The organism is Collinsella aerofaciens (assembly GCF_015555045.1).
In the GTDB taxonomy this organism is placed as follows: Bacteria; Actinomycetota; Coriobacteriia; order Coriobacteriales; family Coriobacteriaceae; genus Collinsella; species Collinsella aerofaciens_W.
The window spans coordinates 22,913-41,235 of record NZ_JADNJQ010000003.1 but is presented as its reverse complement, the minus strand read 5'-3'; the positions used below and the strand labels follow the sequence as shown (position 1 = coordinate 41,235).

General features: G+C 60.1%; 18 protein-coding genes. 13 read left to right on the top strand and 5 right to left on the bottom strand.

The window, feature by feature from the left end; genetic code table 11:
- The first annotated feature begins 3 nt into the window (after positions 1-3).
- Together I2E45_RS01990 and I2E45_RS01985 are read left to right on the top strand one after the other, a co-directional pair.
- On the top strand, positions 4-1,008 hold the full coding sequence (locus I2E45_RS01990) for a class B sortase (protein ID WP_195444027.1): 1,005 nt from the start codon (positions 4-6) through the stop codon (positions 1,006-1,008).
- 65 nt (positions 1,009-1,073) lie between these two features.
- Positions 1,074-1,493: a molybdenum cofactor biosynthesis protein MoaE gene (locus I2E45_RS01985; protein WP_229058783.1), complete on the top strand. Its 420-nt coding sequence runs from the start codon at positions 1,074-1,076 to the stop codon at positions 1,491-1,493.
- A 109-nt stretch (positions 1,494-1,602) separates the two neighbouring features.
- Here the strand turns inward: I2E45_RS01985 and I2E45_RS01980 are convergent, their stop codons facing one another.
- Positions 1,603-2,832: a putative ABC transporter permease gene (locus I2E45_RS01980; protein WP_195444026.1), complete on the bottom strand. Its 1,230-nt coding sequence runs from the start codon at positions 2,830-2,832 to the stop codon at positions 1,603-1,605.
- Positions 2,833-3,129: 297 nt separating this feature from the next.
- On the opposite strand from I2E45_RS01980, the gene purF reads away from it, so the two are divergent.
- From purF to I2E45_RS01925, 11 genes are all read left to right on the top strand, one after another.
- Positions 3,130-4,800 carry an amidophosphoribosyltransferase gene (gene purF / locus I2E45_RS01975; protein ID WP_195444025.1) on the top strand — a complete coding sequence of 557 codons (1,671 nt, stop codon included), beginning with the start codon at positions 3,130-3,132 and terminating at the stop codon, positions 4,798-4,800.
- Positions 4,801-4,956: 156 nt separating this feature from the next.
- On the top strand, positions 4,957-6,060 hold the full coding sequence (purM, locus tag I2E45_RS01970; RefSeq protein WP_055251557.1) for a phosphoribosylformylglycinamidine cyclo-ligase: 1,104 nt from the start codon (positions 4,957-4,959) through the stop codon (positions 6,058-6,060).
- Positions 6,050-6,751: a phosphoribosylglycinamide formyltransferase gene (gene purN / locus I2E45_RS01965; protein WP_055285383.1), complete on the top strand. Its 702-nt coding sequence runs from the start codon at positions 6,050-6,052 to the stop codon at positions 6,749-6,751. Before purM ends, purN begins: the two co-directional genes overlap by 11 nt.
- 152 nt (positions 6,752-6,903) lie before the next feature.
- Complete coding sequence (locus I2E45_RS01960) at positions 6,904-7,368, top strand: PTS sugar transporter subunit IIA (RefSeq protein WP_195444024.1); 465 nt, start codon at positions 6,904-6,906, stop codon at positions 7,366-7,368.
- A 170-nt stretch (positions 7,369-7,538) separates the two neighbouring features.
- On the top strand, positions 7,539-8,759 hold the full coding sequence (locus I2E45_RS01955; protein ID WP_195444023.1) for a peptidylprolyl isomerase: 1,221 nt from the start codon (positions 7,539-7,541) through the stop codon (positions 8,757-8,759).
- A gap of 54 nt (positions 8,760-8,813) precedes the next feature.
- Positions 8,814-9,257, top strand: coding sequence for a GatB/YqeY domain-containing protein (locus I2E45_RS01950; protein WP_055310319.1), 444 nt, complete (start codon positions 8,814-8,816; stop codon positions 9,255-9,257).
- A gap of 247 nt (positions 9,258-9,504) precedes the next feature.
- A complete protein-coding gene (locus tag I2E45_RS01945) occupies positions 9,505-10,236 on the top strand; it encodes an amino acid ABC transporter ATP-binding protein (protein ID WP_022094215.1) in 732 nt (243 codons plus the stop codon).
- An 8-nt stretch (positions 10,237-10,244) separates the two neighbouring features.
- Positions 10,245-11,120 (top strand): transporter substrate-binding domain-containing protein, encoded by an 876-nt coding sequence (locus I2E45_RS01940; protein ID WP_195444021.1) that lies wholly within the window; start codon positions 10,245-10,247, stop codon positions 11,118-11,120.
- Positions 11,121-11,145: 25 nt separating this feature from the next.
- Positions 11,146-11,892: an amino acid ABC transporter permease gene (locus I2E45_RS01935; protein WP_035136546.1), complete on the top strand. Its 747-nt coding sequence runs from the start codon at positions 11,146-11,148 to the stop codon at positions 11,890-11,892.
- A gap of 3 nt (positions 11,893-11,895) precedes the next feature.
- Positions 11,896-12,534: an amino acid ABC transporter permease gene (locus I2E45_RS01930; protein ID WP_006235796.1), complete on the top strand. Its 639-nt coding sequence runs from the start codon at positions 11,896-11,898 to the stop codon at positions 12,532-12,534.
- A 48-nt stretch (positions 12,535-12,582) separates the two neighbouring features.
- Entirely contained in the window at positions 12,583-13,206 is a 624-nt protein-coding gene (locus I2E45_RS01925; protein ID WP_195444019.1) for a cytidylate kinase-like family protein, read from the top strand.
- A gap of 126 nt (positions 13,207-13,332) precedes the next feature.
- Here the strand turns inward: I2E45_RS01925 and gltA are convergent, their stop codons facing one another.
- The 4 genes from gltA to I2E45_RS01905 all read right to left on the bottom strand — a co-directional run bounded on the left by gltA (position 13,333) and on the right by I2E45_RS01905 (position 18,055).
- Entirely contained in the window at positions 13,333-14,742 is a 1,410-nt protein-coding gene (gltA, locus tag I2E45_RS01920; protein ID WP_006235794.1) for an NADPH-dependent glutamate synthase, read from the bottom strand.
- Positions 14,733-15,572, bottom strand: a complete 840-nt coding sequence (locus I2E45_RS01915; RefSeq protein WP_006235793.1) for a sulfide/dihydroorotate dehydrogenase-like FAD/NAD-binding protein — start codon at positions 15,570-15,572, stop codon at positions 14,733-14,735. The genes gltA and I2E45_RS01915 overlap by 10 nt, the downstream gene beginning before the upstream one ends.
- A gap of 374 nt (positions 15,573-15,946) precedes the next feature.
- The gene (gene pth, locus I2E45_RS01910; protein ID WP_195246394.1) at positions 15,947-16,576 is read right to left on the bottom strand and encodes an aminoacyl-tRNA hydrolase; all 630 of its coding nucleotides are present in this window, start codon (positions 16,574-16,576) and stop codon (positions 15,947-15,949) included.
- Between the two features lie 351 nt (positions 16,577-16,927).
- Positions 16,928-18,055, bottom strand: a complete 1,128-nt coding sequence (locus tag I2E45_RS01905) for a PDDEXK family nuclease (protein WP_195444017.1) — start codon at positions 18,053-18,055, stop codon at positions 16,928-16,930.
- Between the last annotated feature and the right edge of the window lie 268 nt (positions 18,056-18,323).

Sequence of the window (18,323 nt, the reverse complement as noted above, 5' to 3'; positions counted from 1 at the left end):
GTCATGTCCGACTATCAGGGAAAACGTTTCTCGGCTTCTCAGATCCCCGATCCATCCAAGGCGGGATCGGCCCGCTCCATGCAGCAGGGTCGGGCATCCTCTCCTCAACAGGCTCGTGCGCCGCGCCCCGTAACGCCGACGTCCCATCGCCGTCAGGATACGCCGGCTGCGTATCGCCCCTCGTCATATGGCACGGCAAAGAAGCGGACCCGGACGACGAGGCAACCGAGCGGCGCTCCGTCCAGCTACACCGAGCCGCCGCGCAAGAAACGCCGCTCCATCATCCCCATTCTGCTCATCATCATCGGCATCGGCCTGATTGTTGCCGCCGCTGCCATCTTTATCAATGCTCAGATTGGCTATAAGCAGGCAAGCGATTCGTACCAGAAAATCGAGAAGCAATATGTAAGCGATAAGGACGCCAGCGGCGTGCCGATTATCGACTTCGATGCACTTGCCCAGACAAATCCCGAGGTTGTGGGTTGGATTTACGCGCCGGGAACCAACATCAACTATCCCGTGGTGCAGACCAATAACAACTCCAAATACCTCAACACGCTGTTCGACGGTACAGCCAATGCGTCCGGGGCCATTTTCCTGGATAGCGATGACACCGCGCCGGGAATGGTTGACCAGCAGACCACGATCTACGGCCACCACATGAATGACGGGTCGATGTTCAACGTGATTTCGGACACCACCGACCAAGCGACATTCGATAGCATCGAGTACGTATATTACATCACGCGCGATGCAACGTATAAGCTGCGACCGCTGGCGACCAAGGTGGTCGAGGATACGTATGCCAAGGCGCGCACGCCTAATTTTGAGGGTGACGACGGGCTCAAGAACTACCTGTCCGAGATGCTCGACGGTGCTTCGGCAGTGGCGAGTGATGCAGGCGATCGCGCTGCTTCGGCAACCAAGGTCGTGACGCTCGTGACCTGTCGCTCACTGTCATTTAGCAATACGCGCGCCGTCATGGTGCTCACGCCGGTCGAGGAATAGATTGTTAAGAGTAGCTAAAAGAGCCCCGTCCCAAATGAGCTGCTCGATGACGGTAAAAGGAGGAAATGATGCTCGAGAATGGCAAAACGATGCCTTCGATTGATGCTTGGCTGCGCGAGTCCAAAGCCGATTCGTCGGCGCCTGCGTGCGGTATGTATCTGACGCATAACGGTGTGGTGCGTGCGACGCCCAAGGCCGAGGTGCGCGGAGTTGAGACCGGTGGCGTGGCGCCGGGCCACAAGGTGGGCGGCATGGTCTTTGACTACGACGCCGAAAAGGTGCGGTCTGCCATCGAAGCCACGCGCGCGATGCCCGGCATCGGCTATGTGCGCGTGTGGCTGGCGAGCGGCGAGCTTTCCGTGGGCGACGATATCATGCTCGTGCTCATTGGCGGAGACATTCGTCCGCACGTGGTCGATGCCCTGCAGTCGCTTGTCGGCACCATCAAGAATGAATGCGTGAACGAGGTAGAGCGCGAGGCATAGGGCTTTGCGATCGATTCGAGCCCATCTGTAGCAAGAGCCCGCTGGCAGTTAGATTGAACTGCCAGCGGGCTTACTTGTCCGTTGGAACCGACTTGCAGCAGCGCCAGCGCTATACGCGTGTGGCGTCCTTGGGGCTCATGGTCATGCTCTGGAAGCGATTTTCCATGTATTCATTATCGAAATACTTGCCGTAGAACTGCGCGACGGGAATATCCGGCTCCGTGCCGTTGACGCGCTGGTACCAGTAGTCGAGCGACTGCAGCGTCATGACGCCGTCGACCAGCATAATGACGGTAAAGATGACGGTAGCCGAGTAGCGGCTCTTCCACGGAATCATGTTGATGAGCTTGAGCAGCCTCGGCAGCAGCAACTTGATCCAGATAAGGCCACCCAGGCCCCACAGGCAGGCAAAGCCCGTGCAGGTGCGTCCGCCCGTAAGGACGGCGAGTGGGTCGGGCATGCCGAACAGCTTCATGTGCGAGTAGCTCCACGAGACCACGCCAAATGAGGTCTGCATAAACCAGCCTACAAACACCTCGAAAGCGCCGCCGATCAGGGCACTTACCAGGAAAATGATCAGAGGATTCTTTTTATAGAAGCGGTTGAGCGCCATGGTCATGAGCACCGCGCCAAATCCGTAGATGGGGCTAAAGGGGCCAAATAGCATACCGGCCCGGTCCTGATAGACGCCGGGATCGACGACGACCATATGCCAGACTTCCTCGAGAATGAGACCTAACACGCTGCAGACGAAGAATACCCAGAACAGGTTGAAGTAGTTGAGCTTGATGTAGCCCTCGCCGGTTTCGTCGCGGCCGAGCATCCCCTCGGCGGCGGCATCGCGGTCGAGCATCTCTTGCAGACGGCGCTGCAGTTCGCGCTCCTGGCGTAGCGTGGGGTCGACGGTGGCCGACAGCGCAATGAGGATGCCGAGCTGGATGGCGGGGCGCAACAAGAACGGCCCGATACCCTGGAGCATCACGTCGACCAAAAGCTCAACGACGGTAAATGCGATAAGGATATAGGACAGGCGCGCGGCGTTGCGGCGCTGGTTCTTGATGAGGTCTAGGCCGAAGATGATTAAGATGACCGCGCTCGCCGCCGAGAGCATGATGCCGGCGACGATAAGGCCGATCGCGACGAGCGTGTTGTCGCCGAGCTTGGCGGCGGCGTTGCCGTTGATGAGTGCGGTGATGACCTGCCACATAAAGGCGCCGACCGACGGGAGCGTACCAACACCGGACAGGATGCACAGGACGGCATACACCTTAATGATGAGGGGGATCTTCTTGACCTCCGTGGCGCTGGGGACGCTGGGGTCGAGTTCGTTTCGATCCATACAGAACCTTTCTCGCTTTGTTGTAGGTTACAAGGATACGCCGCCGACCTGCTAAAAGACAGGACGAATGGCCCAATTGCAGCAATGTAGGCCCTAACGGTGGACGAGACGCGCCGCGACGGAGGCATACGGGATCGTTGGTCTCGAGCATAGGTTTCCCAATAAAATGTTTGGCTGCAAAACGGATTATAAGCTCGGTGGGCTTTTAAAAAGCGCTGCTCATGCGCGGGAGTGCTTGTCTTGCCGTGCGTATAATAGGGCAGGTAACGCCAAATAACGAGGCTCTGAGGGGATACCATGTCTCAAGAAACCATCCGCGCGGCCGAGCGTGCCGCGGGACAGGTGACGACCATGTCGACGTATGATCCGGACTCCGACCAGCTGCATGAGGAATGCGGCATTTTTGGTGTGTGGGCACCCGATCGCGATGTGGCTCGACTGACGTACTTTGGTCTGCGCGCGCTGCAGCATCGCGGCCAGGAATCGGCGGGAATCGCCGTGGGCGATGGCGGCACGGTTATGGTTCGTAAAGACCTGGGACTGCTCGATCGCGTGTTCTCCAACGCTGACCTGTCGACGCTCTCCGGCCAGCTGGCCGTGGGCCACGTGCGCTATGGCACCGCCGGCGCCAAGAGCTGGGAAGCCTCGCAGCCGCACCTCTCTACCATCAATAGCGTCATCATCGCGCTTGCTCACAACGGCACTCTGGTCAACACCGACGAGCTGCGCCGTCAGCTGATCGAGCTGGGCGTGCCGTTCCTCTCCAATTCGGATTCCGAGGTCGCGACCAAGCTTATCGGCTACTTTACCCAGCGTACGGGCCATCTGCGCGAGGGCATTCGCAAGACCATGGAGCTCGTGCGCGGCGGCTACGCCATGACACTCATCAACGAACAGGCGCTCTACGCCTTCCGCGATCCACATGGCATTCGTCCGATGGTGCTGGGCAAGCTCGTGGACGAGGGCCTGGACCAGGCCGACGCCGCTTCTGTTTCGCAGCTGCCCTCGCAAGACGATGCCTCGACGGTCGACTCGGCCGTCCATGTTACGCACGCTGGCGGCTGGGTCGTTGCCTCCGAGACGTGCGCACTCGATATCGTGGGCGCCGAGTACGTCCGCGACGTCCGCCCCGGCGAGATCTTGCGCATCAGCGCCGAGGGTCTGGTATCCGAGCAGGGCGTGCCTGCAGCCGAAGAGCCCGCCAACTGCATCTTTGAGCAGGTCTACTTCGCCCGTCCCGACTCCATCATGAACGGCAAGAGCGTTTACGCCTGCCGTTACGACATGGGTCGTCAGCTGGCACATGAGGAGCCCGTCGAGGCCGACCTGGTCATCGGCGTGCCCGACTCCGGCCTGCCGCCCGCGGAGGGGTATTCGCACGAGAGCGGTATTCCCTTTGGCGAGGGTCTTATCAAGAACCGCTACGTGGGCCGTACGTTTATCGAGCCTACGCAGGAGTTGCGCGCCATGGGCGTGCGCATGAAGCTTAACCCGCTGCGCGACAACATCGAGGGCAAGCGCCTCGTCGTGATCGACGACTCCATCGTGCGTGGCACCACTATGGTGCAGCTCGTCAAGATGCTGCGCAACGCCGGCGCCAAGGAGATTCATATCCGCATCAACTCGCCCGAGGTCATCTGGCCGTGCTTCTACGGTATCGATACCGACGTGCAGTCGCAGCTTATCAGCGCCAACAAGACGGTCGACGAGATTTGCGAGTATATCGGCGCCGATTCGCTGGCCTTCCTTTCGGTCGAGGGCCTGCTTAAGGTCATGCCCAAGGGCGGTTACTGCGATGCGTGCTTTACCGGCCGCTACCCCGTGGCGATTCCCGAGAGCTTTGGCCGCGATAAGTTTATGGAGGGCTTTAAGCCCCGCAACCTGGATAAGCCGCTGCACTTTGACGACGACGCCGTGGTCGAGAAATACGACGACCGCAGCTGGGAAGAGGAGCACGGCGAGGCCTAAAGCCTGCCATGTAGGGACAGGTTTATTCTGGTAGGTTTTACCTGCTGTTTTGTTGATATGACGGCGTGTGCTGTTATGGCACACGCCGAAATGAACGCAACTATGAGCACCGTTTGGCGCCCGGGCGGCGGACGGTAGTGGGAGAGGAAGGCTCAGATGAGCGACAGCAAGCATGTGACGTATGAGGATGCCGGCGTCGATACCGCCGAGGGCGGCCGCGCCGTTGACGCTATTAAGCAGATGGTTAAGGACACCAACCGTCCCGAGGTCATCGGCGGCATCGGTGGCTTTGGTGGCCTGTTCTCGGCTGCCGCGCTTAAGGATATGGAAGACCCGATTCTGATTAGCGGTACCGACGGCGTGGGCACCAAGCTCGTGCTCGCCCAGATCATGGACCGTCACGAGACGGTGGGCCAGGACCTGGTTGCTATGTGCGTCAACGACATTCTGGCTTCGGGCGCCGAGCCGCTGTTCTTCCTGGACTACGTTGCCATCGGCCACATCGAGGCCGAGCACATGGCAAAGATCATCAAGGGTGTAGCCGACGGCTGTAAGCTCGCGGGCTGCGCGCTCGTGGGCGGTGAGATGGCCGAGCACCCCGGCGTCATGGCTCCTGCCGACTACGACCTTGCCGGATTTACTGTGGGCGTTGTCGACCGTCCCAAGATGCTCGACCCCGCGAACGTCCGCCCCGGCGACGTGATCCTGGGCCTGCCTTCCACTGGCGTGCACTCCAACGGCTACTCGCTCGTGCGCAAGGTCATTGGCGTCGACGGCATTAAGCCGGGCACGCCCGAGGCCGCCGCTAAGGCCGAGGAGCTGAGCCGTCCGCTCGAGGAACTCGGCGGCGCATCGCTGGCAGACGCCCTGCTGGCTCCCACGCGCATCTACGTCAAGCCGATTCTGGAGCTGCTGCGCGGCGGCGCCAACGTGCACGCTATCGCCCACATCACTGGCGGCGGTATTACCGAGAACCTCAACCGCGCGCTCGCCGACGACGTCGACGCCGTGGTCACCCGCAACGGCGCCGAGATGGGTTGGGACGTTCCGCCCGTCATCACCTACGTGTCGCGCCAGGCCGAGCTCGCGCCCAACGAGGCGTGCAAGACCTTCAACATGGGCGTTGGCCTGTGCCTGATCGTCGCCCCCGAGGACGAGGCCGCGGTTACCGAGGCCCTGGTCGCGCTGGGCGAGAAGCCGTTCCGCGTGGGCGAGTGCGTCGAGGGTTCCGGTAAGGTCGTGTACTCCGATGAGCGCTAACGAGCAGATGGCTGCTGCCGAGGGCCTGGGCTTTGTGCCCTACACCCGTCCGACCGGCACCGATACGGCCGAGCCGCTCAAGATCGGTGTGCTCATCAGCGGTTCGGGTACCAACCTGCAGGCGTTGATCGATCTGATCGCCGCCGGCAAGCTCAACGCTTCGATTGAGCTTGTGGTGTCGAGCCGTCCTTCGGCTAAGGGTTTGCAGCGCGCTGAGCGCGCGGGCATCCAGACGCTCACGCTGTCCAAGGATGTCTATGCCGACCCTATTGCCGCCGACGAGATCATCGCGCACGAGCTTCTCGAGCGCGGCTGCGAGTATGTGGTCATGGCCGGCTACATGCGCATGGTGCACACGCCGCTGCTGGCGGCGTTTCCCAACCGCGTGGTCAACTTGCATCCGGCGCTGCTGCCGAGCTTTACCGGTGCGCATGCGATCGACGATGCCTTTGCGCGCGGTGTCAAGGTGACTGGCGTGACCGTGCATTTTGCCAACGAGATCTACGACAACGGCCCCATCATCGCCCAGCGCGCGCTGGCTGTTGAGGAGGGCTGGGATGTCGACACGCTCGAGGAGCACATCCATGCGATTGAGCACGTGCTGTATCCCGAGGTTGTTCAGATGCTCGCCGACGGCCGTGTCCACGTGCTGGAGAGCGGCAAGGTCGCAATTGATGCGCCCCGCGGCTAGCGGTGCACAGTACAATTTAGCCGAGTAGTCAGGGTGGTCATTGGCGCCAAGGCGCGCGTGGCCACCTTTTGTTTTGGGTAGTCATCGGGGACGGTCTTTAACGACTAGTCATTCAAGAACGCCTCCGATGACTAGGTGAGAGAGGTGAGCGCATGGCGGATAACGAAGCGCTGTTTACGCCTGAGTTGGTGTTTTTTGATTGGGAGTGTGCGACGCCGGATGAGGTGTTCGCGCGGCTTGAGGGCGAGCTTGCACCACATGGCTACATTGCATCCGGTTGGCTCGATGCCGTCCGCACGCGCGAGGATGCCTATCCCACGGGTCTCGCTATGCCGGCGGCAAACATTGCCATTCCGCATACCGATCCGGGGTTTGTGGCCAAGCCCTATATCGCGGTGGTGAAGCCCGCCGCGCCCGTGACATTTAACGCTATGGCTGGCATGGGCGCTCCGGTGCCGGCGCAGATCGTCATCAATCTTGGCATCGCCGAGCCGGGCGGCCAGGTCGAGGCCCTGCAGGCACTCATGAACATCTTTATGGGCGCCGATGCCGCAGCCGACGTGCTCGGCCAGACCACGCCCCAGGGCATGGTCGACGCCATCCGCCGCCACTTCTAAGGTGGGGCTGAGTCGGCACTTGGGGACTGTCCCTAACTGCCGGCTGCCAGAGCTGTCCCCTTTGCACCAAAATGGTGCAGATTAATCTGTCCCCAATGCACCAAGCGTGCCGCGGGGGCTGCGTTGTGACACAATGGCGTTTGTTCGATTCGTTATGCGAAAGGCCAACTATGGCAAATAAGAAAAAGAACTCCGAGGCCGCGCCGACGCCCGAGCAGCAGGCCCGCGCTGCCTCCAGCTCTCGCAAGAAGCAGCGCAAGACGTACGTGTCTAAGACCGTCAAGATCGTTCTGGTGGTCATCGGCGTGCTGGCGATGCTGCTTTCCGTCTCGGCGATGGCGTGCTCCGGCCTTATGTCGCAGGCTGAGGACACCTCGGGCTACAAGCTGACCGGCGGTGTTGCTGCCACTATCAACGGCACCAACCTTACCGAGGACACCGTGACCAAGCAGATCATGAGCATGCGCACGTCCTACGGCTACACCAAGGATGAGGATTGGGCGCAGTATCTGGTTGACAACGACCTCACGCCCAAGAAGTACCGCAAGCAACTCATCGACTCCTACACGCAGCAGATTCTGCTTCAACAGGCACAGAAGGAGAACGGCGTGACGGTGTCGGACGAGGAGGTCGAGAAGGCTTGGAAGGGCGCGTGCAAGAGCGCGGGCGGTGCCAAGGCCTTTAAGAAGACCCTCAAGACCTACGGCTATACCGAGGACACCTACAAGGACTCGCTCAAGGAGAGTCTGGCACAGCAAAAGCTCAAGGACGCCGTGGCGCCCACCAGCAAGCCCAAGGACAGCGAGATTGTCGATTACATCAACGAAAACCTGTCCAGCTACAACGACGCCCGCCGCTCGTCGAACATCCTGATCAAGGTTGATTCCGACGCTTCCGACGAGGACAAGGCTGCCGCCAAGGCCAAGGCGCAGGAGTGCCTGGACAAGATCAACTCCGGTGAGCTGAGCTTTGAGGACGCCGTTGAGCAGTACTCCGAGGACACCGGTTCCAAGGAGAAGAAGGGCGATGTGGGCTGGGATAAGCTTACCACCTTCGTCGACAGCTACCAGACGGCGCTCGAGGGGCTCAACAAGGGCGACGTGAGCGACGTGGTCGAGTCGACGTACGGTTACCATGTCATCAAGTGCACCGACTACTTCCATGTCGATAATCAGGTTGATGATATCAACCAGGTGCCCAAGGCCATCAAGAAGTATGTCTCCAACGTGGTGAAGACGCAGGCGGCCAGCACCGCGTACAGCGAGTGGCTAGAGCAGTACAAGAAGGATGCCGACATCACCGTTAATCCCATGCCCAAGGACGTACCCTATAACGTGAGTCTGAAGGGCGTCACCAAGAGCTCGACCGACGATTCGTCGACGACTGAGTAATCATGGGGCGGTGCTCGCACGAGTGCCGCCCACGCTATTAGAGAGGATTTGCAGATGACCAACGAAGAGCTGCAGAAAGAAATGATCGCGGCCATGAAGGCCAAGGACAAGGTTCGCCTGTCCATCATTCGCCAGGTCAAGGCCGAGGTGAAGAATATCGAGGTTAACGAGCGCCGCGATGTGACCGAGGAAGACGTCAACAGCATGATCAAGCGCCTGATCAAGCAGACGAGCGAGACGCTGGAGATGTCCATCAAGGCCGGCACCGACCAGGAGCGTACCGACAACCTGACCGAGCAGGTCAAGATCCTGGAGAGCCTGCTGCCCGCGCAGGTTTCGGGCGAGGAGCTCGAGGCCCTGATCGAGCAGGTTATCGCCGAGCTGGGCGCCACGTCCAAGAAGCAGATGGGCCAGGTCATGGGTGCCCTGGGCAAGGCCACCGGCGGCAACTTCGATAAGCCGGCCGCAGCAAAGATCGTCGGAGCCCGCCTCGCGTAGGGGCCGAGTGGCACACAGTTGAGGCTGAGGGGGCGTGGCCGTCATGGTCGCGCCCCTTTTTGCTGGGCTGGGCACTCATTGGGGACAGGCTTAAATGAGTGCCCAATGAGCAGGTACTCATTTAAGTCTGTCCCCAATGAGTGGGTGGAAGGTTGCGGGTTCTTTACGGGAATGTAGTGTGGGCTGCGGAAACGTGGTTCTTTCCGTACAATAGTTCAACTCATGTAAACGCAGGGAAGGGACATTCATGGCAGACATGATCGAGATCAAGCATCTCAACAAGTACTTTGGCGACCTGCATGTGCTCAAAGATATCAACCTCACCGTCAAACGTGGCGAGAAGCTCGTAATGATCGGGCCTTCCGGCTCGGGTAAATCGACGCTCATCCGTTGCGTCGATTATCTGGAGGAGCCCACGTCGGGCGAGGTTGTCATCGACGGTACGCCGCTCACCAAAAAGAATCACCTGGAGATGGCTCGCAAGTATAGTTCCATGGTGTTTCAGCAGTTCAACCTGTATCCCAACATGACGGTGCTGGGCAACCTGACGCTCGCGCCCATCAAACTGCAAAAGAAGAGCAAGGAGGAGGCGACCGAGATCGCCATCGCTGCGCTCAAGCGCGTCGGCATGGCACATAAGGCCGGCGAGTATCCGCAGAATCTCTCGGGTGGTCAGCAGCAGCGCATCGCCATCGCCCGTGCCCTGTGCACCAAGCAGCCCATCATCCTGTTTGACGAGCCGACCTCGGCGCTCGACCCCGAGATGGTCCAGGAAGTCCTGGACGTTATGATTGAGCTCGCGCAGGAGGACATCACCATGATCTGCGTGACGCACGAGATGGGCTTTGCGCGCCAGGTGGCCGACCGTGTCATCTTTATGGAGGACGGCCGCATCCTGGAGGAGGGCACGCCCGAGCACTTCTTCGATAACCCCGAGAACCCGCGTTGCCGCGAGTTCCTGTCCAAGATTCTGCACTAGGCGCGGTGATGGACATGACGGATATGACGAGGGCGGCCGTGTCGCGCCGTCACTTTTTGCAGCTGGCGGGCGCCGGTATGCTTGCGCTGACGGGGACCGCGCTTGCCGGTTGCGGCAACTCCACCAGCGGCGAGGGCTCCGACAAGGGGTCTAAGCTTGCGGCCATTAAGTCGCGTGGCCATCTGAATGCCGGCGTTAAGAAGGACGTTCCCGGTTACGGCTATTACGACACCGCCAAGGGCCGCTTTGAGGGCATGGAAGTCGATTTGTGCTACCAGATCGCCGCTGCCGTCTTTGGCGTGAGCTACAAGGATGCCCGTGCCCAGGAGCTTGTCGAGTTTACCGACGTAACGCCCAAGACGCGCAGCCCGCTGATCGATAACGGCCAGCTCGATGTGGTCGCGGCGACCTACACCATCACCGACGAGCGCAAGAAGAGCTGGGATTTCTCGACGCCGTACCGTACCGACTACGTGGGACTCATGGTCAAGAAGCGTTCGGGCTTTACCTCGATTGAGGACCTGGACGGCAAGGTCATTGGCGTGAGCCAGGGTGCTACCACGCAGGGCCTGATCGAGCAGATGATCAAGGACAACGGCTTTAGCTGCGAGCCCGAGTTTAGGGCCTTTAGCGGCTACCCCATCATCAAGAGTTCGCTCGATGCCGGCAATATCGACGTTTTTGCCATGGACCGCTCCACGCTGGCCGGTTACATGAACGAGACCGTTGAGCTGCTGCAGCCCGAGGTCAAGTTTGGCGAGCAGGGCTACGGCGTGGCGACCAAGAAGGGCTGCGACCTTTCGGCCGTGGTCGATCAGGTGATTTGCGATCGCCTGGCCGATGGCTGGCTCGACCAAGAGGTCAAGACCTGGGGTCTTGTATAGGCGCATCGTCCAAGGAAGGAATCAAATGCTCGAAGGATTATTTGACGCCGACCGTTGGTCGACGACATTTCAAAACATGGGGCCCTTCTGGGAGGGCTTTGGCGTGACGCTGCAGGTGGTCGTTGCCGGTCTGCTGCTGTCGCTGGTGCTGGGCACGCTGCTGGGCGTGTTCTCTACCACTCGCTCGCGCGTGCTGCGCGCCATAAGCCGTGTGTACGTGGAATTTTACCAGAACACCCCGTTGCCCGTACAGGTGCTCTTTATGTACATGGCCGGTCCGCAGTTTTTGCAGGCCATAACCGGTGCCGACCAGCCGGTGCGCATCGCGCCGTTCGTGCTGGGCTTCTTGGGTGTGGGTCTGTATCACGCGGCCTACATCTCGGAGGTCATCCGCACTGGTATCGAGGCGGTTCCGCGCGGTCAGATGGAGGCGGCCCAGAGCCAGGGCTTCACCCGTGCGCAGGCATACTGGTACATCGTGTTGCCCCAGACGTTCAAGATCATTCTGCCGCCGCTGTGTAACCAGGCGCTCAACCTGGTCAAGAATACGTCGGTGCTGGCGCTTGTGGCCGGCGGCGACCTTATGTACCGTTCCGACAACTTTGTGAGTCTGTACGGTTACCTGCAGGGATACATCGTCTGCTGCCTTATGTACTTCATCATCTGCTTTCCGCTCGCCATGCTGGTGCAGTGGCTCGAGCGCCGCTCCAAGGAGCGTCCGCGCGGCGTGAGCCTGGCCGAGCTGGGGCTCGACAACGTAGAGGAGGCCTAGCGCATGGAAATCTTCAACGCGACCAACCTGCTCTACATTTGGGGCGGCTTTGTTAAGACGATCGAGATCTCGGCGCTGTCGATCTTTTTCTCGCTCATCTTTGGCACGGTGCTGGCGCTCGTTAAGAGCTATGCGCCCCGCCCGTTCCGTATTTTGGTGAGCGCCTATATCGAGCTGTTCCGTTGCACGCCGAACCTGCTGTGGATCCTGTTTATCTACTTTACGGTGCAGGGTTTGGACATTGTGATTTCGACCATCGCCTTTACACTGTTTACCAGCGCTGTTATGGCCGAGATTGTGCGCGGCGGCCTCAACTCGATTCCGCGCGGCCAGTTTGAGGCGGCGCAGAGCCAGGGCTTTGGCTTCTTTGCCACCATGCGCTACATCATTCTGCCGCAGACGTTTAAGACGATCATTCCGGCGCTGTTTAGCCAGTGCACGACTGTCATCAAGGACAGCTCGTATCTTTCGGGCATTAACGTGGCCGAGCTCATGTACACGGCCAACGTCGTGATGGCCCACGCGATCGATCTGTCGCAGGTGCTTATGCTCTACGGCCTGGTGTTTGCGATGTACTTTGTACTCAACTTTGGTATCTCGCTGCTGGTCCGCGCATATCAGAGGCGAATGGTGGCAGCGTAGAATGTGGCAAAGGGACAGCCCCTTTGTCACATAGAGAAAGGAATCGCGATGAGCGATCTGGAGAATAAGAAGAATCCTGTGGTCATTACCATCGCGCGCGACTTTGGCGCCGAGGGCCACGAGATTGGCCGCATGCTTGCCGACGAGTTGGGGATTCCGCTGTACGATAACGAGCTGCTGGTACGTGCGTCGCTGCGCGCGGGCGAGTCGCTCGATAAGATGGCCGCCTATGATGAGCGTCTGGCCGTGGAGAACATGGCGTTTCTGCCCGACCGCTACGATGCGCGTTCGTACTCGGATAAGTTGTTCCAAAAGATGAGCCAGGTGATTTTGGATCTGGGCGAGACCGAGAGCTGCATTATCGAAGGCCGTCTGTCCGATTACCTGCTGCGCAACAACCCCAACCACATTGCCGTGTTGGTGACCGCACCCTTTGAGGACCGCGTCGAGATTGTGCGCAAGAAGCGTGGCCTTAACAAAAAGAAGGGCGCCAAGCTGGTCAAACAGCAGCAGAAGGCGCGCGAGGCGTTCTATAAGCGCTATAGCGCCGGCAAGTGGAAGATGACGAGCGGTAAAGCCATCGTCGTCAACCGCGCCAAGCTGGGCCGCGAAGGCTGCAAGGACGTCATCGCCGCAGCCTACCGCTACAAGGTGGCCCAACTCGAAGGCTAACCAGTTGAAACCACCACAAAGGGGACAGGCACCTTTGCGGTGGTAGGGCGATCGGCATAGAAAAAGTCCCCGCCGGGCGTGTGCTCGACGGGGACTTTGCCGTTTGGTAGCTAGCGCTGCGGATGATTACTCGCCCAGCAGGCTCTTGGTGATGGAAGCGGCGGCCTTCTTGCCGGCGCCCATCGCCAGAATGACCGTAGCGGCACCGGTGACGATGTCGCCGCCGGCCCAGATGCGGGGATCGGTGGTCTGGCCGGTCTCCTCGTCGGCGACGATGTAGCCCCACTTGTTGAGCTCCATCTTGCCGCCGATCTTCTTTGCGAAGGGGTTGGCGTTGGTACCGATAGCCGAGATCGCGACGTCGCAAGGAATCTCCTCGATGGCGCCCTCGATGGGCACCGGGCGACGACGGCCGGACTCGTCGGGCTCGCCGAGCTCCATCTTCTGTACCTTGACGGCGCACACGGAGCCGTCCTCGCCAGCGACAAACTCGAGCGGGGAGACGAGCGGCAGAACCTCGACGCCCTCGGCCTTAGCATGGTGCAGCTCGGCGCGACGGCAGGGCATCTCGTCCTCGGTACGGCGGTAAGCGATGATGGCGTGCTCGGCACCCAGGCGCTTGGCGGTACGGACGGCGTCCATAGCCACGTTGCCGCCGCCAAAGACGACGACGTTCTTGCCGTGCTTGGTGGGGGTGTCGTACTCGGGGAACTTGTTGGCCTTCATCAGGTTCACGCGGGTGAGGTACTCGTTCGCGAAGAAGACGTTGGGCAGGTTCTCACCGGGGACGTTGAGGAACTTGGGCAGGCCTGCGCCGGTCGCCACGTAGATGGCGTCGAAGCCCTGCTCGAACAGCTCCTCGGCCGTGGCCATGTTGCCCACGACGGAGTTGTACTCAAACTTGACGCCCATGTCCTCCAGGCCGTCGATCTCGCGCTTGACGACCGCCTTGGGCAGACGGAACTCGGGGATGCCGTAGACCAGCACGCCGCCGCCGGTGAAGAACGCCTCAAAGACGGTGACGTCAAAACCGTTACGGGCGAGCTCGCCGGCGCAGGTGATGCCGGACGGGCCGGAGCCGACGACGGCGACCTTCTTGCCGTTCTTGGGGGCCATCTTGGGCGTGGAGGCGAGCTCGGGGCGGTCACCCAGGAAGCGCTCGAGCTGGCCGATGGCCACGGGCTCGGACTTCTTACCACGGATGCACTTGCCCTCGCACTGGTTCTCCTGCGGGCAGACGCGACCGCAGATGGCGGGAAGCATGGAGTCCTCACGGATGGTATCGAGGGCGCCGCCGAAGTCCTTCTCGCGGATCTGCTCGATAAAGCGGGGGATGTTGATGTTGACGGGGCAGCCCTCAACACAGAACGGCTTCTTGCAGTTGAGACAGCGCTCGGCCTCGGCCAGCGCCATCTCCTCGGTGAAGCCCTTGTCGACGGGGCGGAAGTCGCAGGCGCGCTCGGCAGCCGGCTCCTCGTTATCGGGGGTGCGGGGCGACTTCATATCGGCAACGAAACGACCGTTAACTAGTGGCATGCGCAGCTCTTTTCCTCATAGGCCTTGAGGGACTCGCCCTCTTCGGAACGGTAAGCGGCCTGGCGGGCACGAAGGTCATCCCAGTCGACCAGGGTGGCATCGAAGTCGGGGCCGTCGACGCAAGCGAACTTGGTCACGCCGCCCACCTCGACGCGGCAGCAGCCGCACATACCGGTGCCGTCAACCATGATGGGGTTGAGCGACGCGGTGATGGGGGTGTCGTACTTCTGGGCGGTGAGGGTCGAGAACTTCATCATCGGAACGGGGCCGACGCAGAAGACCTGGCTCACGGCCTTGTCCTGCAGCAGGCGCTCCAGCGGAGCGGTTACAACGCCCTGCTCGCCGTAGGAACCGTCGTCGGTAGTGATGTGGATGTGGTCCTCGTCGAGGAGCTCGCGGAACTGGTCCTCCATGAGCAGGAGGTCCTTGGTGCGGGCGCCCATGATGGCGTGCACCTCGTGGCCGGTCTCGACCAGGTGCTTGGCGACCGGGAAGGCAATTGCCAGGCCAACGCCGCCGCCAATGACGGCGCAGGGGCCCTCGGCCATCTCGGTGGGAACGCCCAGCGGGCCCACGACGTCGCGCAGCGACTCGCCGGCCTCGTAGGTGGAAAGCATCTCGGTGGTCTTGCCGATCACCATGAAGATGAACTCGACCCAGCCCTCGTCACCGTTCCAGCCGGCCAGGGTAAACGGGACGCGCTCGCCCGTCTCGTTGGCGCGAACCATGAGGAACTGTCCAGCGTGCGCATGCTTGGCGATTGCAGGCGCCTCGATGCGGAACTTGAACACCTTCTCCGAGAACTGCGTCTTCTCCAGGATCTTATACATAGAACCCCTCTCTTGTTAGGGCCGCCGAACCGTGCCTCCACGGAAATGGACGGTAGCCCGAATAAAACCGTACGCGCACAGGCGTTGTGCAGACATACGGTGCAAATTATACCCTCATGGACATGTCACTTACGTGTGTCTTCGGCGGTTGGGAGCAGGGTTTATCCACTTTGGCCTACCAAAGGGGGAGAGGTTTATTTTGGTCGGTTTTATCAGGTAAAACGGCAAAGGGGGCCGGCCTCGGGCTGTGATGAGGCCGGCCTCCTTTGGGGTGCTATGCATGTATGTCGGCGCGCGGTTGATTGCGATGCCGCAACTGGGGAGTTTCCGCAGGTAAAACTTGCCAAAATAAACCTGTCCCTAAATGATAGGTTTTAGTGCTTGCCGTTGGCGGAAGCGGCGCCGTTTACGTGATCGCGGGCGTAGATTACGCCGTGGACGATGGCCAGACCGGCGGCGTCGGCGGCGCGGGCACAGGTGTCCTGGAAATCCTCGGCCTCGCGGGCGCGCAGCTGCTTAAGCACGTAGTCGGCGACAGCCATCTTGCCGGGAGGGTTGCCGATGCCGGTGCGGATGCGGCTGAAGTCGCGGCTGCCCATCTTGTCGATGATGGAGCGCAGGCCGTTGTGACCGGCGTGGCCGCCGCCCACCTTAACACGCACGTCGCCGGCGGGAATATCGAGCTCGTCGTGAATCACGAGCAGCTCCTCGGCCTTGATCTTGTACTCGCGGCAGAGCTTGGAGATGGGCCCGCCCGAGGTGTTCATGTACGACTGCGGCTTGACCAGCACGATCTGGCGCTTACCGCCCTCTTCCTCGGGATCGTTGATGTTGATGAGCGCGACCTCGGCGCCTGCTTGGTTTTTCCAGTACGTGACGCCGGCCTGACGGGCCAGCTCGTCGATTGCTTTGAAACCAGCGTTGTGACGGGTCTCGGCATATTCCTCGCCAGGGTTGCCAAGTCCGGCAACCATGCGAATCTTAAGCGGCTGTGCAGCTGCCATGTTCATCCTTTCGTTGATTTGTCGCCTGCTATGGTGAGCGACCCTGTTGCCGCTGTCAAATGGAGGGTAATTGAGGGCGTTTAGGGGCGTTTGGACGGCCGTCGAAATCAGAGGTGGACAGTTAGTTCAGATACGTATAAGTTCTGAGGACTCGAAGTGCTCAATTCAATGCCGATACGTTGTTTCGGAGCTTTAGTTAGTCCATATGGCGCTGTTTTGAAGTCTACCCTGCCTTCAAATAGGGCGAATGGTATAGAGATAGCTGCAAAACAGCCTAATTCAATGTGTCCATCTATACGTATCTGAACTAACTGTCCAGTCCTGTTCGGCGGCGCGCGGGTGATTCGCCGTTTAGACCGGCGCAAGGCCGATTCCGGCCCGCAGAGCGTTGAGCCAAGCGGCCTGACGCTTGCGATAGCCCTTGATACGGTATCGGAATCGGACTCCCGCGAGTCGATGCATCGTTTGGGCGAAGGCTTCGAGTGCAACAAGGTCTTTCATTTGGTCGCGATTGATAACCAGGACGTGGATGCCCATTGCCTTGAGGCCATTATTTCGATTGCCATCGTGGATGCGAGCGTTTTGAAGCTCATGCCCAATTCCGTTGTATTCGTTGTCGACTCCGGCGGCCGGGCAATATAGGTCGCAGATGGCGTAAGGGATGCCGGAGGACATGTTGACCGCAAGAGTGTCGAAGTCGATTCGATAGTTGAGTAGCAGGCCTCCCATGGGCAGGCTGCAACATCCGAATCCGCCAAAGCGCATGGGCGCTCCGAGAACGGCAAACATTAGGGATTCGGCTGGGGATGCAGATCCGGGTCGGGCGAGATTGACTGCCGTGCGAAACGAGGTGTATGAGCTACTTTTGGCGAAGCGTGCGACCGCCTCGAGCTCTTCGATAGTTGTGGCGGGCTCGCATTTGTAGTGTGCCTGTTCGTAGCGGGTCTCGTTCTGTTGTTCGGTCGCCGACTGGTCGCCCAGGCAATCAAGATCGCCCGTCGCTGCGCAGTCATCGCCCTTGAGCCAGATGGCGTCATAGGCAATGGGGTATGTTGCCCCGGGGGGAAGGGAGTAGGTTCCGAGCAGTTCCATGAGTAGCATCAAGGTTTTGGCGACTGATTCATTCTTGGAACAAAGCATGGCTGTCATGGCAGGAGACGTAGCGTAGATGTCGGCCTCGACGTGCATAATTGCACCTTCAGGAAGCGGAGCGGAGAGAATATGCTGAAGAAGTCGCTTGTCGGGGCGCCTGTTGTCTTCGTTTGAAACGAGAAGATCGAGTAGTTCGGAATCATCTTCATTCCAGGCGTCGAGTATCGAAAGTGCGCCAAAGTCTATCGCGTCATTGTTGGGAATGCAGCCAGCCAAGGCCTGTGCTTGCTGTTCGCTATCAACGGAGTCCCAGGGTAGGGCAGAGTACGCCCGTCGTGCGCGACGAATTGCGCGGAGGGCGGAGAAATGTGAAATCACGGTCGTCATAGCTATAACGTACTAAGTTGGCGGCAGAATGCGACCGCCATGCCGTTCTTTTCGCTCAGCGGGGCGCTGCGCGCCATGAACGGCTGGGTGTTATGAAATCGGTGGAATCGGTTGAGGGGATTGCGGAAAATTGAGCGCTGCCGCGAAGGTTGACGATAGCTACTGGACAGTTAGTTCAGATACGTATAAGGCGGCGGGCGTTCGAGACGTTTCTAAGGGCCTTCGAGGGCGATTTGAGGGTAAAGATGCGGCGGTTGTACTCAAAAAA